The sequence below is a fragment of the Kluyvera sp. NPDC087067 genome (assembly GCF_044745165.1).
Taxonomy (GTDB): Bacteria; Pseudomonadota; Gammaproteobacteria; order Enterobacterales; family Enterobacteriaceae; genus Kluyvera.
In genome coordinates this window covers 317,565-330,880 of record NZ_JBIUZS010000005.1, presented here as the reverse complement: position 1 = coordinate 330,880, position 13,316 = coordinate 317,565, and the positions used below count along the sequence as shown (strand labels likewise).

Below are 13,316 nucleotides of genomic sequence, written 5' to 3'. Positions count from 1 at the left end.
GTTTGTGCCGGGTGGCGGCTACGCCTTACCCGGCCTACATATAGTGTAGGCCTGATAAGCGAAGCGCCATCAGGCAACAGGGTTTTCAGGGTTAAACCGCCTGCCCCTGCTGAGATAAACGTGACGCCAGAGGCAGCCAGCAGAGAAAAATCAGCAGCCCCATTAGCGTCATTAACAGGCCAATACTGGCCTGGCCGGTTTGCGGCATCATCGCGGACAGCCACGCCAGTACCCCGGAACCGATATTTTGCAGACCGCCCACCAGCGCCCCAGCGGTACCGGCGAGGAACGGGAACGGCTCCATCGCGCCGCTGGTGGCAAGCGGGAACAACATGCCTGCGCCGAAGAAGAACAGCGCGGCAGGCACCAGCAGCGTCCAGATATTCATTACGCCAAGCAGGCCCGGGATCCACATCATCAATCCGGCTGCCAGGCAGCTAATCACCGACTGCCACATCATGGTGGCGAAGCGTTTGTTGGGACGCCCGGCAAACCAGGCACCAAAGAACGCCGCCGGGATCGGCAGAATAAACAGAATGCTCACCGTCATGCTGCTTAAGCCCAGCACGCCGCCCATCAGCACGCCGGAACAGGCCTCGAACACCGCAATCCCTGCCAGCCCGCCAATCAGCATCAGCAGAAAACAGTTAAAGCTGCTGTTGCCGAACAGCGTTTTGTAGTTACTGATAAGCCGGGTTTTTGGTGCGCCGGTTGGACGGGTTTCCGGCATCCAGCGCGCCATGCTGAAAGTTACGCCCGCGCACAGCACCAGCAGGAAACCGTAGCAGGCGCGCCAGTTAATTAACGTTTCCAGTACGCCGCCAATCAGCGGGGCCAGCAGCGGGCTGACCAGAATACCCATATTTAACAAACTATTAGCGTGGCGAAGCTGACTGCCTTCATAGAGGTCGCGCGGTAGCGTTCGCGCCATGACCCCACCGACCCCGGTCCCCATCCCCTGCAAGGCGCTGGCGGCAATCAGTACCGTCAGGCTACTGGTGGTTATCGCGACCAGAGTGGCCAGCATAAAAATCGACATCCCGGCCAGGATCACCGGGCGACGCCCAACGCGGTCGGAGAGCGGGCCGTAAAATAATTGGGAAACGCCGTAGGTCAGCAGATAGGCCGCCATCACGCTCTGCACCGCCCCTTCACGAACGTTGAGGTCGCTCGCCATCTGCGCAATTGCCGGAATATAAATGGTTTGCGCCATCTGCCCTACAGCCACAAGCAACACCAGCATCGCCAGAATATTGACGTTTCTATCTCTTTTCATTTCGCTGATAACTTTATAAAAAATAGGTTTATAAGAATAATTGACCGGGTGAAGCGCTAAAAGCGAGAGGAATCTACCACAAAGAGGTGTCGATTTAATCATCTGTCATGTAAATGAAATGTGTGATGCAGGCAGGATTTATAGACGTAAACGGCAACAATAGTTGCCAGTTTTAGCCGTATTGGCGAGCCGCTTGCGGCGGGGCGAACTGTGATCGCTGACGCATTTTTGCGCAGATGAAAATATTTCCATTGTCAGCCTTAAAAAGCTGTGTTTGTATAAATTCACTTAATGAATTCGAGACAGACCCTTAAATGACTCCATCCATGATGACTTCGACCCTACTAAAAACCGCGCTACCAGCCGCGGCGGTCGTCGTCGTGCGTGTGGTGGTCGTCGTCGGCAATGCGCCGTAGGGTCAGGAACGCACACGATTCCAAACCCCGCCGGCGCAAACCGGGCGGGGTTTTTAGTTTCTAGCCCCCTCCCGGATGATAGTCGGCCTAGTAGAAAAGGACTGGAGCATGGCAATTTCGGGCACAACATCACAGACTCGGCGCTTTACCGGCGCGCAATTAATCGTCCATTTACTGGAACGTCAGGGTATCACCATGGTCACCGGCATCCCCGGCGGCACGGTGCTTCCGCTGTATGACGCCTTGAGCCAGAGCACGCAGATCCGTCATATTCTGGCGCGACACGAGCAGGGCGCGGGCTTCATTGCCCAAGGCATGGCGCGTACCCACGGTAAACCGGCGGTATGCATGGCCTGTAGCGGCCCCGGCGCCACCAACCTGGTGACAGCAATTGCCGATGCGCGCCTCGACTCCATACCGCTGGTGTGTATCACCGGCCAGGTGGCCTCCTCGTTAATCGGCACCGACGCGTTTCAGGAAGTCGACACCTACGGTATCTCTATCCCCATCACCAAACACAACTACCTCGTTCGCAATATCCATGAACTGCCGCAGGTGATGGCAGATGCGTTCCGTATTGCGCAGTCAGGCCGTCCAGGCCCGGTGTGGATAGACATTCCTAAGGATGTGCAGACCGCTGAAATCGAGATTACCGAACTGCCAGAACCGGGCAGCCGCGCGGCAACGCCGGAATTCAGCGCCCAGAGCGTAAGCGATGCGGCAGCAATGATTAACGCCGCCGAACGTCCGGTGCTCTATCTGGGCGGCGGGGTGATTAACGCCCCGGAGCGCGTGCGTGAACTGGCTGAAATGGCCAACCTGCCGACCACCATGACGCTGATGGCGCTCGGCATGTTGCCTAAAACGCATCCGCTGTCCTTGGGAATGCTGGGCATGCACGGCGCGCGCAGCACCAACTTTATCCTACAACAAGCTGATTTACTGATTGTTTTAGGCGCACGTTTTGATGACCGGGCGACCGGTAAAGTGGCGGAGTTCTGCCCGAACGCGAAGATTATCCACGTGGATATCGACCGCGCCGAACTGGGTAAAATCAAACAGGCACATATTGCCATTCAGGCAGATGTCGACGACGTTCTGACGCAGCTGCTGCCGCAAATTAAAGCGCAGTCGCGCGAGGCGTGGCGTAGCAAAGTTGCTGAGCTGCAACAAGAATTCCCCTGCGCCATTCCAGAGGCCAGTGACCCGCTTAGCCATTATGGCCTGATCAACGCCGTCGCGGCCTGTGTGGATGATAATGCGATTATCACCACCGACGTTGGCCAGCATCAGATGTGGACCGCACAGGCGTACCCGCTGAACCGTCCGCGTCAGTGGCTGACTTCCGGCGGTCTTGGCACCATGGGCTTTGGCCTGCCTGCGGCGGTCGGCGCGGCGCTGGCAAACCCGGGCAAAAAGGTGCTGTGCTTCTCCGGTGACGGCAGCCTGATGATGAATATTCAGGAGATGGCGACGGCGGCGGAAAATCAGCTGGATGTGAAAATCATCCTCATGAACAACGAAGCGCTGGGGCTGGTGCATCAGCAGCAAAGCCTGTTCTACCCGCAGGGCGTATTTGCCGCCACCTATCCTGGCATGATTAACTTTATGCAGATTGCCGCCGGTTTCGGCCTTGAATCGTGCGATTTAAACAACGAAGCCGACCCGCAGGCGGCGCTGCAAGCGATTATCAACCGCCCAGGCCCGGCGTTGATTCACGTGCGTATCGACGCGCAGCAGAAAGTCTATCCAATGGTGCCGCCGGGTGCGGCAAATACCGAAATGGTGGGGGAATAAGCCATGCAACAACACGCTCATGACAACGTTATTCTGGAACTCACCGTACGCAACCATCCCGGCGTGATGACCCACGTCTGTGGGCTATTTGCCCGCCGTGCCTTCAACGTCGAAGGCATTTTATGTCTGCCGATTCCGGGCAGCGATCACAGTCGTATCTGGCTATTGGTGAACGATGACCAGCGGCTGGAACAGATGATGAGCCAAATCGATAAACTCGAAGACGTCCAGAAAGTGGTGCGTAACCAGTCTGATCCGTCGATGTTTAATAAAATAAGCGTCTTCTTTGAGTAATCCGCTCACGGCTTGAACAGCGATGCGCTTAACGTTAAGGTAAGCGCCTTTGCCGGATGGCGGCGTAAACGCCTTATCCAGCCTACCTCCTTGTAGGCCTGATAAGCGCAGCGCCATCAGGCGTTTCGCAGCCTCAGGACAAACCCATGATTACCGTTGCCCTTATCGACGACCACACTATCGTTCGCTCAGGCTTTGCCCAACTGCTCGGTCTTGAGCCTGATTTGCAGGTGGTCGCCGAGTTTGGTTGCGGTCGCGAAGCGCTGGCGGGGCTACCGGGGCGCGGCGTGCAGGTCTGCATCTGTGATATCTCAATGCCGGATATCTCCGGTCTTGAACTGCTCAGCCAATTGCCAAAAGGCATGGCGATCATCATGCTCTCCGTCCACGATAGCCCGGCGCTGGTGGAACAGGCACTAAACGCCGGGGCGCGCGGCTTTCTATCCAAACGTTGTAGCCCCGATGAGCTGATTGCCGCTGTGCGCACGGTGGCGACCGGCGGCTGCTATCTCACGCCGGACATCGCCGTTAAGCTGGCGGCAGGGCGTCAGGATCCATTGACCAAACGCGAACGTCAGGTGGCGGAAAAACTGGCGCAGGGCATGGCGGTCAAAGAGATTGCCGCCGAGCTGGGGCTGTCGCCAAAAACGGTTCATGTGCATCGCGCTAACCTGATGGAAAAGCTGAACGTCAGCAACGACGTGGAACTGGCCCGCCGGATGTTCGACGGCTGGCAATGAGCACCTTTCTCTCGCGGTTTATCACCGTTGTCGCCTGTTTCTTTATCTTCTCCGCCGCCTGGTTTTGCCTGTGGAGCATCAGCCTGCATTTGGTGGAACGCCCGGAGCTGGCGGTGCTGCTGTTCCCGTTCGGCCTGCGGCTGGGGATCATGCTGCAATCCCCGCGCGGTTATTGGCCGGTGCTGCTAGGCGCGGAGTGGCTGCTGATTTTCTGGCTAGCGCAGGAAGTGGCGCTGGCGCATCTCCCCCTTTTGATGATCGGTAGCCTGCTGACGCTGTTACCCGTGGCGCTTATCTCGCGTTATCGCCATCAGCGCGACTGGCGCACCTTGCTGTTACAGGGCGCGGCGCTTGGCGCGGCGGCGTTGTTACAGTCGCTGCCGTGGCTTGGACAGGGCGAGGCTGCGTGGACCGCGCTGTTGTTGACCCTGACCGGTGGACTGACGCTTGCGCCTATCTGCCTTGTATTCTGGCACTATCTGACCAGCACCACCTGGCTGCCGCTCGGCCCGGCGGTGGTGTCCCAGCCGGTGAACTGGCGCGGGCGGCATCTGGTGTGGTATCTGCTGCTGTTTAGCGTCAGTCTGTGGCTCCAGTTGGGGTTACCAGCTGAGCTATCGCGCTTCACGCCGTTTTGTCTGGCGCTGCCGATTATCGCGCTGGCCTGGCACTACGGCTGGCAGGGGGCGCTGATTGCGACGTTAATGAACGCCATTGCGCTGATTGCCAGCCAGACCTGGCACGATCATCCCGTCGATTTACTGCTCTCTCTGCTGGCGCAAAGCCTTACCGGGCTGCTGCTTGGCGCGGGTATCCAGCGTCTGCGTGAACTCAACCAATCGCTGCAAAATGAGCTGGCGCGTAATCATCGGCTGGCGGAACGTTTGCTTGAAACCGAAGAGAGCGTGCGCCGCGACGTGGCGCGCGAACTGCACGACGATATCGGCCAGACCATCACGGCGATTCGTACCCAGGCGGGCATTGTGCAGCGGCTGGCCCCGGAGAATGTGGGCGTGAAGCAGAGCGGGGCGCATATCGAGCAACTTTCGCTGGGCGTTTATGATTCCGTTCGTCGCCTGCTGGGGCGTTTGCGTCCACGCCAGCTCGACGATCTCACGCTGGAACAGGCTATTCGCTCGCTGCTACGCGAAATGGAGCTGGAAAGTCGCGGCATCGTCAGTCATCTCGACTGGCATATTGATGAGTCGGTGATCAGTGAAAACCAGCGCGTCACTCTGTTCCGCGTCTGCCAGGAAGGGCTGAACAACATTGTGAAACATGCCAACGCCAGCGCGGTAACGCTACAGGGCTGGCAGCAGGACGACCGGCTGATGCTGGTGATGGAAGATGATGGCAGCGGCCTGCCGCCGGGTTCTGAAGGTCAGGGGTTTGGCCTCATCGGTATGCGCGAACGGGTGGCGGCATTGGGCGGCTCGCTGACGATTTCTTGTATGCACGGCACGCGCGTGAGCGTGTCGTTGCCGACGCGTTACGTGTAAGGAGCGGTGATGCTGACGTTTTTTAAAGCCCCGGCCAATGCGCCGCTTATCACCGATAAACACGAGATTGACGCCCGCTATAGCTACTGGCGGCGACATATCCTGATGACCATCTGGCTCGGCTATGCGCTCTTTTACTTCACCCGTAAAAGTTTTAACGCCGCAGTGCCAGAAATTCTTGCCAGCGGCGTGCTCACCCGCAACGATATTGGCCTACTGGCGACGCTATTTTACATCACCTATGGGCTGTCGAAATTTGTCTCTGGCATCGTCAGCGACCGCTCCAACGCCCGCTATTTTATGGGCATCGGGCTGATCGCCACCGGCGTGGTGAACATCCTGTTTGGCTTCTCTACCTCGCTGTGGGCCTTTGCCGTACTGTGGGCGATGAACGCCTTTTTCCAGGGTTGGGGCGCACCGGTCTGCGCGCGTCTGCTGACCGCCTGGTATTCACGTAACGAACGCGGCGGCTGGTGGGCCATCTGGAACACCGCGCATAACGTCGGCGGGGCATTAATCCCCATCATCATGGCGGCAGCGGCGCTGCACTACGGCTGGCGCGCCGGCATGATGATGGCGGGCGTGATGGCGATAGTTGTCGGTATTTTCCTGTGCTGGCGGCTGCGCGACCGCCCGCAGGCCATTGGTTTACCGCCGGTTGGCGACTGGCGTCACGACGAGCTGGAAATCGCCCAACAGCAGGAAGGCGCGGGGCTAACCCGTAAAGAGATCCTCACCAAATACGTGCTGCTGAACCCCTATATCTGGTTACTCTCGCTGTGCTACGTGCTGGTGTACGTGGTGCGCGCGGCGATTAACGACTGGGGAAATCTGTATATGTCGGAGACGCTGGGGGTCGATTTGGTGACGGCAAATACCGCGGTGACGATGTTTGAGCTGGGCGGATTTATCGGTGCGCTGGTGGCGGGCTGGGGGTCGGACAAACTGTTCAACGGCAACCGTGGGCCGATGAACCTGATTTTCGCCGCCGGGATTTTGCTCTCCGTAGGCTCGCTGTGGCTGATGCCGTTTGCCAGCTACGTAATGCAGGCGGCATGCTTCTTCACCACCGGCTTCTTCGTCTTTGGTCCGCAGATGTTGATTGGCATGGCGGCAGCGGAATGTTCGCACAAGGAGGCGGCGGGGGCGGCAACCGGGTTTGTCGGACTGTTTGCCTATCTCGGAGCATCACTTTCCGGCTGGCCGCTGGCGAAGGTGATGGAAGTCTGGCACTGGACGGGATTTTTTGTGGTGATCGCCATTGCGGCGGGGATTTCCGCACTGCTGCTATTGCCGTTTTTAAACGCTCAGGCACCGCGCGAAGCGTGACCGGCTTCACCTTTCTTCGCCGAATGGGCGAAAACTAAGAAATTTTCCCGGTTTCACCTGGACGCTGTCTCAGGCGTCTTGCCCGGCTGATTTTTACAATGCCTGCTATTCGCAGGTAAAAAAATCAGCTCAGGAGCAACCCAATCATGCTGGCCTTCTTAAATCAGGTGCGTAAGCCGACCCTGGATCTGCCGCTCGAAGTGCGGCGCAAAATGTGGTTCAAACCGTTCATGCAGTCCTATCTGGTGGTGTTCATCGGCTACCTGACCATGTACCTGATCCGCAAAAACTTCAACATCGCGCAGAACGACATGATCGGCACCTATGGGCTGAGCATGACGCAGCTGGGGATGATTGGGCTCGGCTTCTCCATCACCTACGGCGTGGGGAAAACGCTGGTTTCCTACTATGCCGACGGCAAAAATACCAAGCAGTTCCTGCCGCTGATGCTGATCCTCTCCGCCATCTGTATGCTCGGCTTTAGCGCCAGCATGGGGCCGGGTACCGTCAGCTTGTACCTGATGATTGCCTTCTACGCGCTGAGCGGCTTCTTCCAGAGCACCGGCGGCTCGTGCAGCTATTCGACCATCACCAAATGGACGCCACGCCGTAAGCGTGGCTCTTATCTGGGCATGTGGAACATCTCCCACAACCTCGGCGGCGCGGGCGCGGCAGGCGTGGCGCTGTTTGGCGCAAACGTGCTGTTCAACGGTCACGTCATCGGCATGTTTATCTTCCCGTCGATTATTGCGCTGATCGTGGGCTTTATTGGGCTGCGCTATGGTAGCGACTCCCCGGAATCTTATGGCCTCGGTAAAGCGGAAGAGCTGTTCGGCGAAGAGATCAGCGAAGAGGACAAAGAAACCGAAGATAACGACATGACCAAGTGGCAGATCTTTGTTGAGTACGTGCTGAAAAACAAAGTGATCTGGCTGCTGTGTTTCTCCAACATCTTTCTGTACGTGGTGCGTATCGGTATCGATCAGTGGTCGACCGTGTATGCCTTCCAGGAGCTGAAACTGTCGAAAGAGGTCGCGATTCAGGGCTTTACCCTGTTTGAAGTGGGCGCGCTGGTAGGGACGTTGCTGTGGGGCTGGCTGTCGGATCTCGCCAACGGTCGTCGTGCGCTGGTGGCCTGTATCGCACTGGCATTGATTATCGCCACCCTCGGTGTTTATCAGCACGCCAGCAACCAATATGTTTACCTCGCTTCCCTGTTCGCCCTGGGCTTCCTGGTGTTTGGCCCGCAATTATTAATCGGCGTGGCGGCCGTGGGTTTCGTGCCGAAAAAAGCGATTGGCGCAGCCGATGGGATCAAAGGCACCTTCGCCTATCTGATTGGCGACAGCTTTGCGAAGCTGGGGCTGGGGATGATTGCCGACGGCACGCCGGTGTTCGGCCTGACCGGCTGGGCGGGCACCTTTGCGGCGCTGGATACCGCGGCTATCGCCTGTATCTGCCTGATGGCTATCGTGGCGGTGTTTGAAGAACGCAAAATCCGTCGCGAGAAGAAAATCCAGCAGTTAAAAATGGCGTAAGTGCGTTGAGCCCGGCTCTACCTCGCAATATCGGTCGCTAGCTTTGTAGGCCGGATAAGCGAAGCGCCATCCGGCAGCATGTTGCAGATTGTCGGATGGCGGCGTAAACGCCTTATCCGGCCTACTGGCTGGTTTCATACAGTAACTCGCGCAGCCACTGATGCGCCGCATCACGATGAGTGCGTTCATGCCAGGCCATGCTTTTGGTGAAGCCGTTAATCGCCACCGGTGGTGTTTGTACGCAAAGGTTAGCGTGCGTGCTCGCCAGACGACTCGGCACCACCGCTATCATCTCGCTTATCGCCAGCACTTCTGGCAGCACCAGGAAACTGCTTACCGACAGGCCAATCCGACGCTTACGACCGATTTTCGCTAATGCCTCGTCGGTGACGCCCCAGAAACTCTCTCCCTCGTAAGAAACCAGAATATGCTCCAGCGTGCAAAAACGCTCAACAGTTAGCGACTGATATGCATCAGGATGGTTGGCCCGCAGCATACAAACGTAGTGCTCTTCATAAAGCGTACGGCTGTGCAGATCGCCCGGCGTGGTATTGGGGGTGAGTAGAGCGAGGTCGATTTTCCCCTGTTCAAACTGCGCGGTCAGGCGATCTGGCTCCACCGGGATCACCCGTACGCGAATGCCCGGTGCGCGAACCTTCAGGGCTGCGACAAACGGTACCACAACGGCTTTGAGCGCATAGTCGGTCGCTGAGAGCGTAAAGGTGAAGTCGGCGGTGAGCGGGTCAAATTGAAGTGGTTGTAGCAGCGTGTTGATATCGCTAAGAATCTGCTTCACCGCAGGGGCCAGTTGCTGGGCGCGCAGCGTGGGTACCATGCCGTGCGGAGCGCGAATAAACAGCGGATCGCCAAAATTATCCCGCAACCGGGTCAGCATTCCACTGACGGCGGGTTGGGTCAGTGAGAGCCGAGCCGCCGCCCGGGTGACGCTACGCTCATCAAGCAACGCGTCGAGCGTTTTCAGCAAATTAAGGTCGAGGGTTCTGAGATCCGGTTTCATTATCGACTTCCTTCAGGGAGCTAACGCACATTATGGCACGTCCGATTCTCGACAGGGCGCAATTTCCCATTATGATGTCGGGGTTTAGTTAAGGTGAGAGCGGGCATGATCTGGTTGATTCTGGCCACCCTGGCGGTGGTTTTTGTTGTAGGATTTCGGATCCTGACCTCAAGTTCCCGGCGGGCCATCCGCCGCCTGAGTGAGCGGCTGGCGATTACGCCCGAACCGGTAGAGTCGATGATTGACCAACTCGGTAAAGCGCAGGGCGAAGAGTATATGCGCTATCTTGAGCGCCCGAATGAAGCGCATTTGCAAAACGCGGCGCAGGTGCTGCTTATCTGGCAGGTGTGTATCGTCGACGGCAGCGAGTCAAACATGCAAAGCTGGCATCGACGTTTGCAAAAAGGGCGTCTGGCAGCGCCGATAACCGATGCGCAGGTGCGGCTGGCGATGAGCTTCCTGCGGGAACTGGAGCCGGATTTTAGTGAGCTTAATGCCTTCCAGTATCGCTATAACGCGTTGTTCCACGAAGATAATGGCGTTCACTGGCTGCACTGATATCAATCCACGTGATGTTGTGTATTGATAATGGTGATTATATTTATATCACTCATGGGCGCATGATCGACCTCGTCAACACATTCACCGACGAGGTTCACCATGAAACAGTCAATGCAACAAAGCGCTATCGTCTGGCCAGAAGATTACCTGCCAGGCACCACCGACAACTTTGCCTCCAACGAAATCATCGTTAGCGGCCTGACCGCCAGACAAATCTGGGCGCAGCTTGATGACACCACGCTGTGGCCGACCTACTACAGCAACGTGGCGGATATCCATTTCCACGACGGCAGCGGCCCACAGCTCAGCGCAAACGCCCGTTTCCGTTTCTCTACTTTCGGCTTCCCGATTGAAGTGCAGGTGACCGAGTATGTTCCACCGGTTGAGGGCCAGGCTGCCCGCATGGCTTGGCACGGCTGGGCAGAGGGAGATGCCGCTACTCGTCTGGACGTCATTCACGCCTGGCTGTTTGAAGATTTACCGGGTAACCGCGTGCGCATTCTGACGCAGGAATCGCAGATTGGGGTACCCGCGCAAGAACTGGCGCGCACTGTGCCGAATCCGATGATCAATGGGCATCAGGAGTGGATTATGGGGCTGGTGAAATCGGCGCGCGGTGAGTGAGTTACAGTGCCTGATGGCGCTACGCTTATCAGGCCTACAAAGCCATTCATCCGGTATAATCGTTAAACCAGCACTTTCAGTCCATGTTTTTGAACTACGCTAAGCAGTTTCAGTGACATTCCACTGGGCCGCTTAGCGCCGGTTTCCCATTTTTGTATCGTTGAAACGCTGGTGTTCAGGTAGCGGGCGAAAATGGGTTGGCTAATGTTTAACTTCTCACGCATCGCTTTTATCTCAATGGGTTGAAGGTTTTGTACCTGACTAATGCACGTTTTATCAAAGTTGCGCATGGTTTCCTGCGGAATAGCATCTACGCTAAACAATCCAGCGGCAGCGCTATGGATCGCTTCGAAGGCAGGGCTTTTGTGTTTATTTTTTGTGGTCATAGAACACCTCCACCAATTCCTTATTCCTGATTAACGCGATGAGCTTGTCATCGGCGAGGTTAGCGTAATGCTTTGCTAACTCACGGAACCCAGCCAGTTCGCGATAGCTGATAGTCGACATATCCTGTTTAGCGTACAGAAACGTGTAAAACCAATGCTCACCCCCTTTAGCCAGAATAATGGCCCGGTCACGATTCTGATTAAGGCGTTTTTTGAAAACGCCGCCGCCAAGATTGTCGACTTGCCCGTTAAGCGCAGCCTTGATAGCACAGCATAATTCTTCATCATTAATCGCGTGAGAGTGAGCTTCCCTGCTAAACCATTTGGTTTTGAAAATACGCATAGAGTGACATCCTGTAACCGTAAATATAGCACTTAGTGTTATAGTAAGCATTCATTAAGAGCTTTAAACGGAGAAATAAAGAATTTTGCTCAGTGCGCGAGCCTCGTCGCAAAACGTATTGCAACGCCGACAGTTGCCAAAACGTTAAATCCATCACATTTAAAATGTTACACTGCGTGACTTTTCTACAAAAACACCTCGCAGGTAACAAAAATGAGTGAACATATCGAAGAAAAACCTCGCGCAGAGGGCGTTGCCCGGCCCAACTGGTCGGCGGTTTTTGCCGTGGCATTTTGCGTCGCTTGCTTGATTACCGTGGAGTTTTTACCCGTTAGTCTGTTAACGCCAATGGCGCAGGATCTGGGTATTTCAGAAGGGGTTGCCGGACAATCGGTCACCGTAACGGCATTTGTGGCCATGTTCGCCAGCTTGTTTATTACCCAGGCAATTGGCGCGACCAACCGCCGCTACGTAGTGATCCTGTTCTCCATTTTGCTGACGCTCTCTTGTCTGCTGGTCTCATTTTCCAACTCGTTTACGCTGCTGCTGATTGGCCGCGCCTGTCTGGGCCTGGCGCTTGGCGGATTTTGGGCGATGTCGGCATCGTTGACCATGCGCCTGGTGCCGGTTCGCACGGTGCCAAAAGCGCTGTCGGTGATTTTTGGGGCCGTTTCTATTGCGCTGGTGATAGCGGCGCCGCTGGGCAGCTTCCTGGGCGGCATTATTGGCTGGCGCAACGTCTTTAACGGCGCGGCGGTGATGGGTGTGCTGTGCACGTTGTGGGTGCTAAAAGCGCTGCCATCTCTGCCGGGTGAACCGGCACATCAAAAGCAAAATATGTTGAGCCTGCTGCAACGTCCGGGCGTTATGGCCGGAATGATTGCCATCTTTATGTCTTTCGCCGGGCAGTTCGCTTTCTTCACCTATATTCGCCCGGTATATATGAATCTGGCGGGCTTTGATGTCGACGGTCTGACGCTGGTGCTGCTGAGTTTCGGTATTGCCAGCTTTGTCGGCACCTCGCTGTCGTCGGTCATCCTCAAACGCTCGGTTAAACTGGCGCTAGCCGGTGCGCCGCTTGTGCTGGCACTGAGCGCGCTGGTGCTCGTGCTGTGGGGCAGTGACAAGATTGTGGCAGCCGGTATTGCGATAATCTGGGGGCTGGCCTTTGCGCTGGTGCCGGTAGGATGGTCAACATGGATCACCCGCTCGCTTGCCGATCAGGCGGAAAAAGCCGGGTCCATTCAGGTTGCAGTCATTCAACTCGCGAATACCTGCGGCGCGGCGATTGGTGGGCTGGCGCTGGACCGGCTGGGGCTCACATCGCCGCTGATCATCTCTGGTGCGCTGATGTTACTGACGGCGCTACTGGTGACGCTTAAAGTCAGAATCAAATCATAACCGGAAAAATCCCGGCGGCGCTGCGCTTGGCCGGGCTACAGAGATTGCACTATTTGTAGCCCGGGCGAAACGTTACGCCGACCCCGGGGCAGCA

At 56.7% G+C, this 13,316-nt stretch carries 14 protein-coding genes; 10 read left to right on the top strand and 4 right to left on the bottom strand.

Annotated elements, in window-relative coordinates; translation table 11 throughout:
• Positions 1 to 91: 91 nt before the first annotated feature.
• The gene (gene emrD, locus ACIPDS_RS15315) at positions 92 to 1,276 is read right to left on the bottom strand and encodes a multidrug efflux MFS transporter EmrD (protein ID WP_400737441.1); all 1,185 of its coding nucleotides are present in this window, start codon (positions 1,274 to 1,276) and stop codon (positions 92 to 94) included.
• 314 nt (positions 1,277 to 1,590) lie between these two features.
• Between emrD and ivbL the strand changes: the two genes are divergently transcribed.
• The 7 genes from ivbL to uhpT all read left to right on the top strand — a co-directional run bounded on the left by ivbL (position 1,591) and on the right by uhpT (position 8,889).
• Positions 1,591 to 1,692, top strand: coding sequence for an ilvB operon leader peptide IvbL (ivbL, locus tag ACIPDS_RS15310; protein ID WP_126440945.1), 102 nt, complete (start codon positions 1,591 to 1,593; stop codon positions 1,690 to 1,692).
• 108 nt (positions 1,693 to 1,800) lie between these two features.
• Positions 1,801 to 3,489, top strand: coding sequence for an acetolactate synthase large subunit (gene ilvB / locus ACIPDS_RS15305; protein WP_400737437.1), 1,689 nt, complete (start codon positions 1,801 to 1,803; stop codon positions 3,487 to 3,489).
• A gap of 3 nt (positions 3,490 to 3,492) precedes the next feature.
• Positions 3,493 to 3,783 carry an acetolactate synthase small subunit gene (gene ilvN / locus ACIPDS_RS15300; RefSeq protein ID WP_400737434.1) on the top strand — a complete coding sequence of 97 codons (291 nt, stop codon included), beginning with the start codon at positions 3,493 to 3,495 and terminating at the stop codon, positions 3,781 to 3,783.
• Between the two features lie 146 nt (positions 3,784 to 3,929).
• Complete coding sequence (uhpA, locus tag ACIPDS_RS15295) at positions 3,930 to 4,523, top strand: transcriptional regulator UhpA (protein WP_400737431.1); 594 nt, start codon at positions 3,930 to 3,932, stop codon at positions 4,521 to 4,523.
• Positions 4,520 to 6,022: a signal transduction histidine-protein kinase/phosphatase UhpB gene (uhpB, locus tag ACIPDS_RS15290; RefSeq protein ID WP_400737428.1), complete on the top strand. Its 1,503-nt coding sequence runs from the start codon at positions 4,520 to 4,522 to the stop codon at positions 6,020 to 6,022. The genes uhpA and uhpB overlap by 4 nt, the downstream gene beginning before the upstream one ends.
• A 9-nt stretch (positions 6,023 to 6,031) precedes the next feature.
• Complete coding sequence (locus ACIPDS_RS15285; protein ID WP_400737425.1) at positions 6,032 to 7,351, top strand: MFS transporter; 1,320 nt, start codon at positions 6,032 to 6,034, stop codon at positions 7,349 to 7,351.
• A 146-nt stretch (positions 7,352 to 7,497) separates the two neighbouring features.
• On the top strand, positions 7,498 to 8,889 hold the full coding sequence (uhpT, locus tag ACIPDS_RS15280) for a hexose-6-phosphate:phosphate antiporter (protein WP_400737422.1): 1,392 nt from the start codon (positions 7,498 to 7,500) through the stop codon (positions 8,887 to 8,889).
• Between the two features lie 121 nt (positions 8,890 to 9,010).
• Here the strand turns inward: uhpT and ACIPDS_RS15275 are convergent, their stop codons facing one another.
• Positions 9,011 to 9,907, bottom strand: a complete 897-nt coding sequence (locus ACIPDS_RS15275) for a LysR family transcriptional regulator (RefSeq protein WP_400737420.1) — start codon at positions 9,905 to 9,907, stop codon at positions 9,011 to 9,013.
• A 105-nt stretch (positions 9,908 to 10,012) separates the two neighbouring features.
• On the opposite strand from ACIPDS_RS15275, the gene ACIPDS_RS15270 reads away from it, so the two are divergent.
• On the top strand, positions 10,013 to 10,465 hold the full coding sequence (locus tag ACIPDS_RS15270) for a DUF1198 family protein (RefSeq protein ID WP_400737417.1): 453 nt from the start codon (positions 10,013 to 10,015) through the stop codon (positions 10,463 to 10,465).
• A 114-nt stretch (positions 10,466 to 10,579) separates the two neighbouring features.
• Positions 10,580 to 11,092 (top strand): SRPBCC domain-containing protein, encoded by a 513-nt coding sequence (locus ACIPDS_RS15265; RefSeq protein WP_400737631.1) that lies wholly within the window; start codon positions 10,580 to 10,582, stop codon positions 11,090 to 11,092.
• Positions 11,093 to 11,154: 62 nt separating this feature from the next.
• Here ACIPDS_RS15265 and ACIPDS_RS15260 read toward each other — a convergent pair whose 3' ends face one another.
• Both ACIPDS_RS15260 and ACIPDS_RS15255 read right to left on the bottom strand, forming a co-directional pair.
• A complete protein-coding gene (locus ACIPDS_RS15260; RefSeq protein WP_166515163.1) occupies positions 11,155 to 11,478 on the bottom strand; it encodes a DNA-binding transcriptional regulator in 324 nt (107 codons plus the stop codon).
• Positions 11,462 to 11,821: a type II toxin-antitoxin system RelE/ParE family toxin gene (locus ACIPDS_RS15255; RefSeq protein WP_400737413.1), complete on the bottom strand. Its 360-nt coding sequence runs from the start codon at positions 11,819 to 11,821 to the stop codon at positions 11,462 to 11,464. The genes ACIPDS_RS15260 and ACIPDS_RS15255 overlap by 17 nt, the downstream gene beginning before the upstream one ends.
• A 213-nt stretch (positions 11,822 to 12,034) precedes the next feature.
• On the opposite strand from ACIPDS_RS15255, the gene nepI reads away from it, so the two are divergent.
• Entirely contained in the window at positions 12,035 to 13,222 is a 1,188-nt protein-coding gene (nepI, locus tag ACIPDS_RS15250; RefSeq protein WP_400737410.1) for a purine ribonucleoside efflux pump NepI, read from the top strand.
• Positions 13,223 to 13,316 lie beyond the last annotated feature (94 nt).

Bases quoted from the DNA above. Each gene is read 5' to 3' on its own strand.
- emrD (WP_400737441.1), bottom strand. From the start codon at position 1,276: ATGAAAAGAGATAGAAACGTCAATATTCTGGCGATGCTGGTGTTGCTT.
- ivbL (WP_126440945.1), top strand. From the start codon at position 1,591: ATGACTCCATCCATGATGACTTCGACCCTACTAAAAACCGCGCTACCA.
- ilvB (WP_400737437.1), top strand. From the start codon at position 1,801: ATGGCAATTTCGGGCACAACATCACAGACTCGGCGCTTTACCGGCGCG.
- ilvN (WP_400737434.1), top strand. From the start codon at position 3,493: ATGCAACAACACGCTCATGACAACGTTATTCTGGAACTCACCGTACGC.
- uhpA (WP_400737431.1), top strand. From the start codon at position 3,930: ATGATTACCGTTGCCCTTATCGACGACCACACTATCGTTCGCTCAGGC.
- uhpB (WP_400737428.1), top strand. From the start codon at position 4,520: ATGAGCACCTTTCTCTCGCGGTTTATCACCGTTGTCGCCTGTTTCTTT.
- ACIPDS_RS15285 (WP_400737425.1), top strand. From the start codon at position 6,032: ATGCTGACGTTTTTTAAAGCCCCGGCCAATGCGCCGCTTATCACCGAT.
- uhpT (WP_400737422.1), top strand. From the start codon at position 7,498: ATGCTGGCCTTCTTAAATCAGGTGCGTAAGCCGACCCTGGATCTGCCG.
- ACIPDS_RS15275 (WP_400737420.1), bottom strand. From the start codon at position 9,907: ATGAAACCGGATCTCAGAACCCTCGACCTTAATTTGCTGAAAACGCTC.
- ACIPDS_RS15270 (WP_400737417.1), top strand. From the start codon at position 10,013: ATGATCTGGTTGATTCTGGCCACCCTGGCGGTGGTTTTTGTTGTAGGA.
- ACIPDS_RS15265 (WP_400737631.1), top strand. From the start codon at position 10,580: ATGCAACAAAGCGCTATCGTCTGGCCAGAAGATTACCTGCCAGGCACC.
- ACIPDS_RS15260 (WP_166515163.1), bottom strand. From the start codon at position 11,478: ATGACCACAAAAAATAAACACAAAAGCCCTGCCTTCGAAGCGATCCAT.
- ACIPDS_RS15255 (WP_400737413.1), bottom strand. From the start codon at position 11,821: ATGCGTATTTTCAAAACCAAATGGTTTAGCAGGGAAGCTCACTCTCAC.
- nepI (WP_400737410.1), top strand. From the start codon at position 12,035: ATGAGTGAACATATCGAAGAAAAACCTCGCGCAGAGGGCGTTGCCCGG.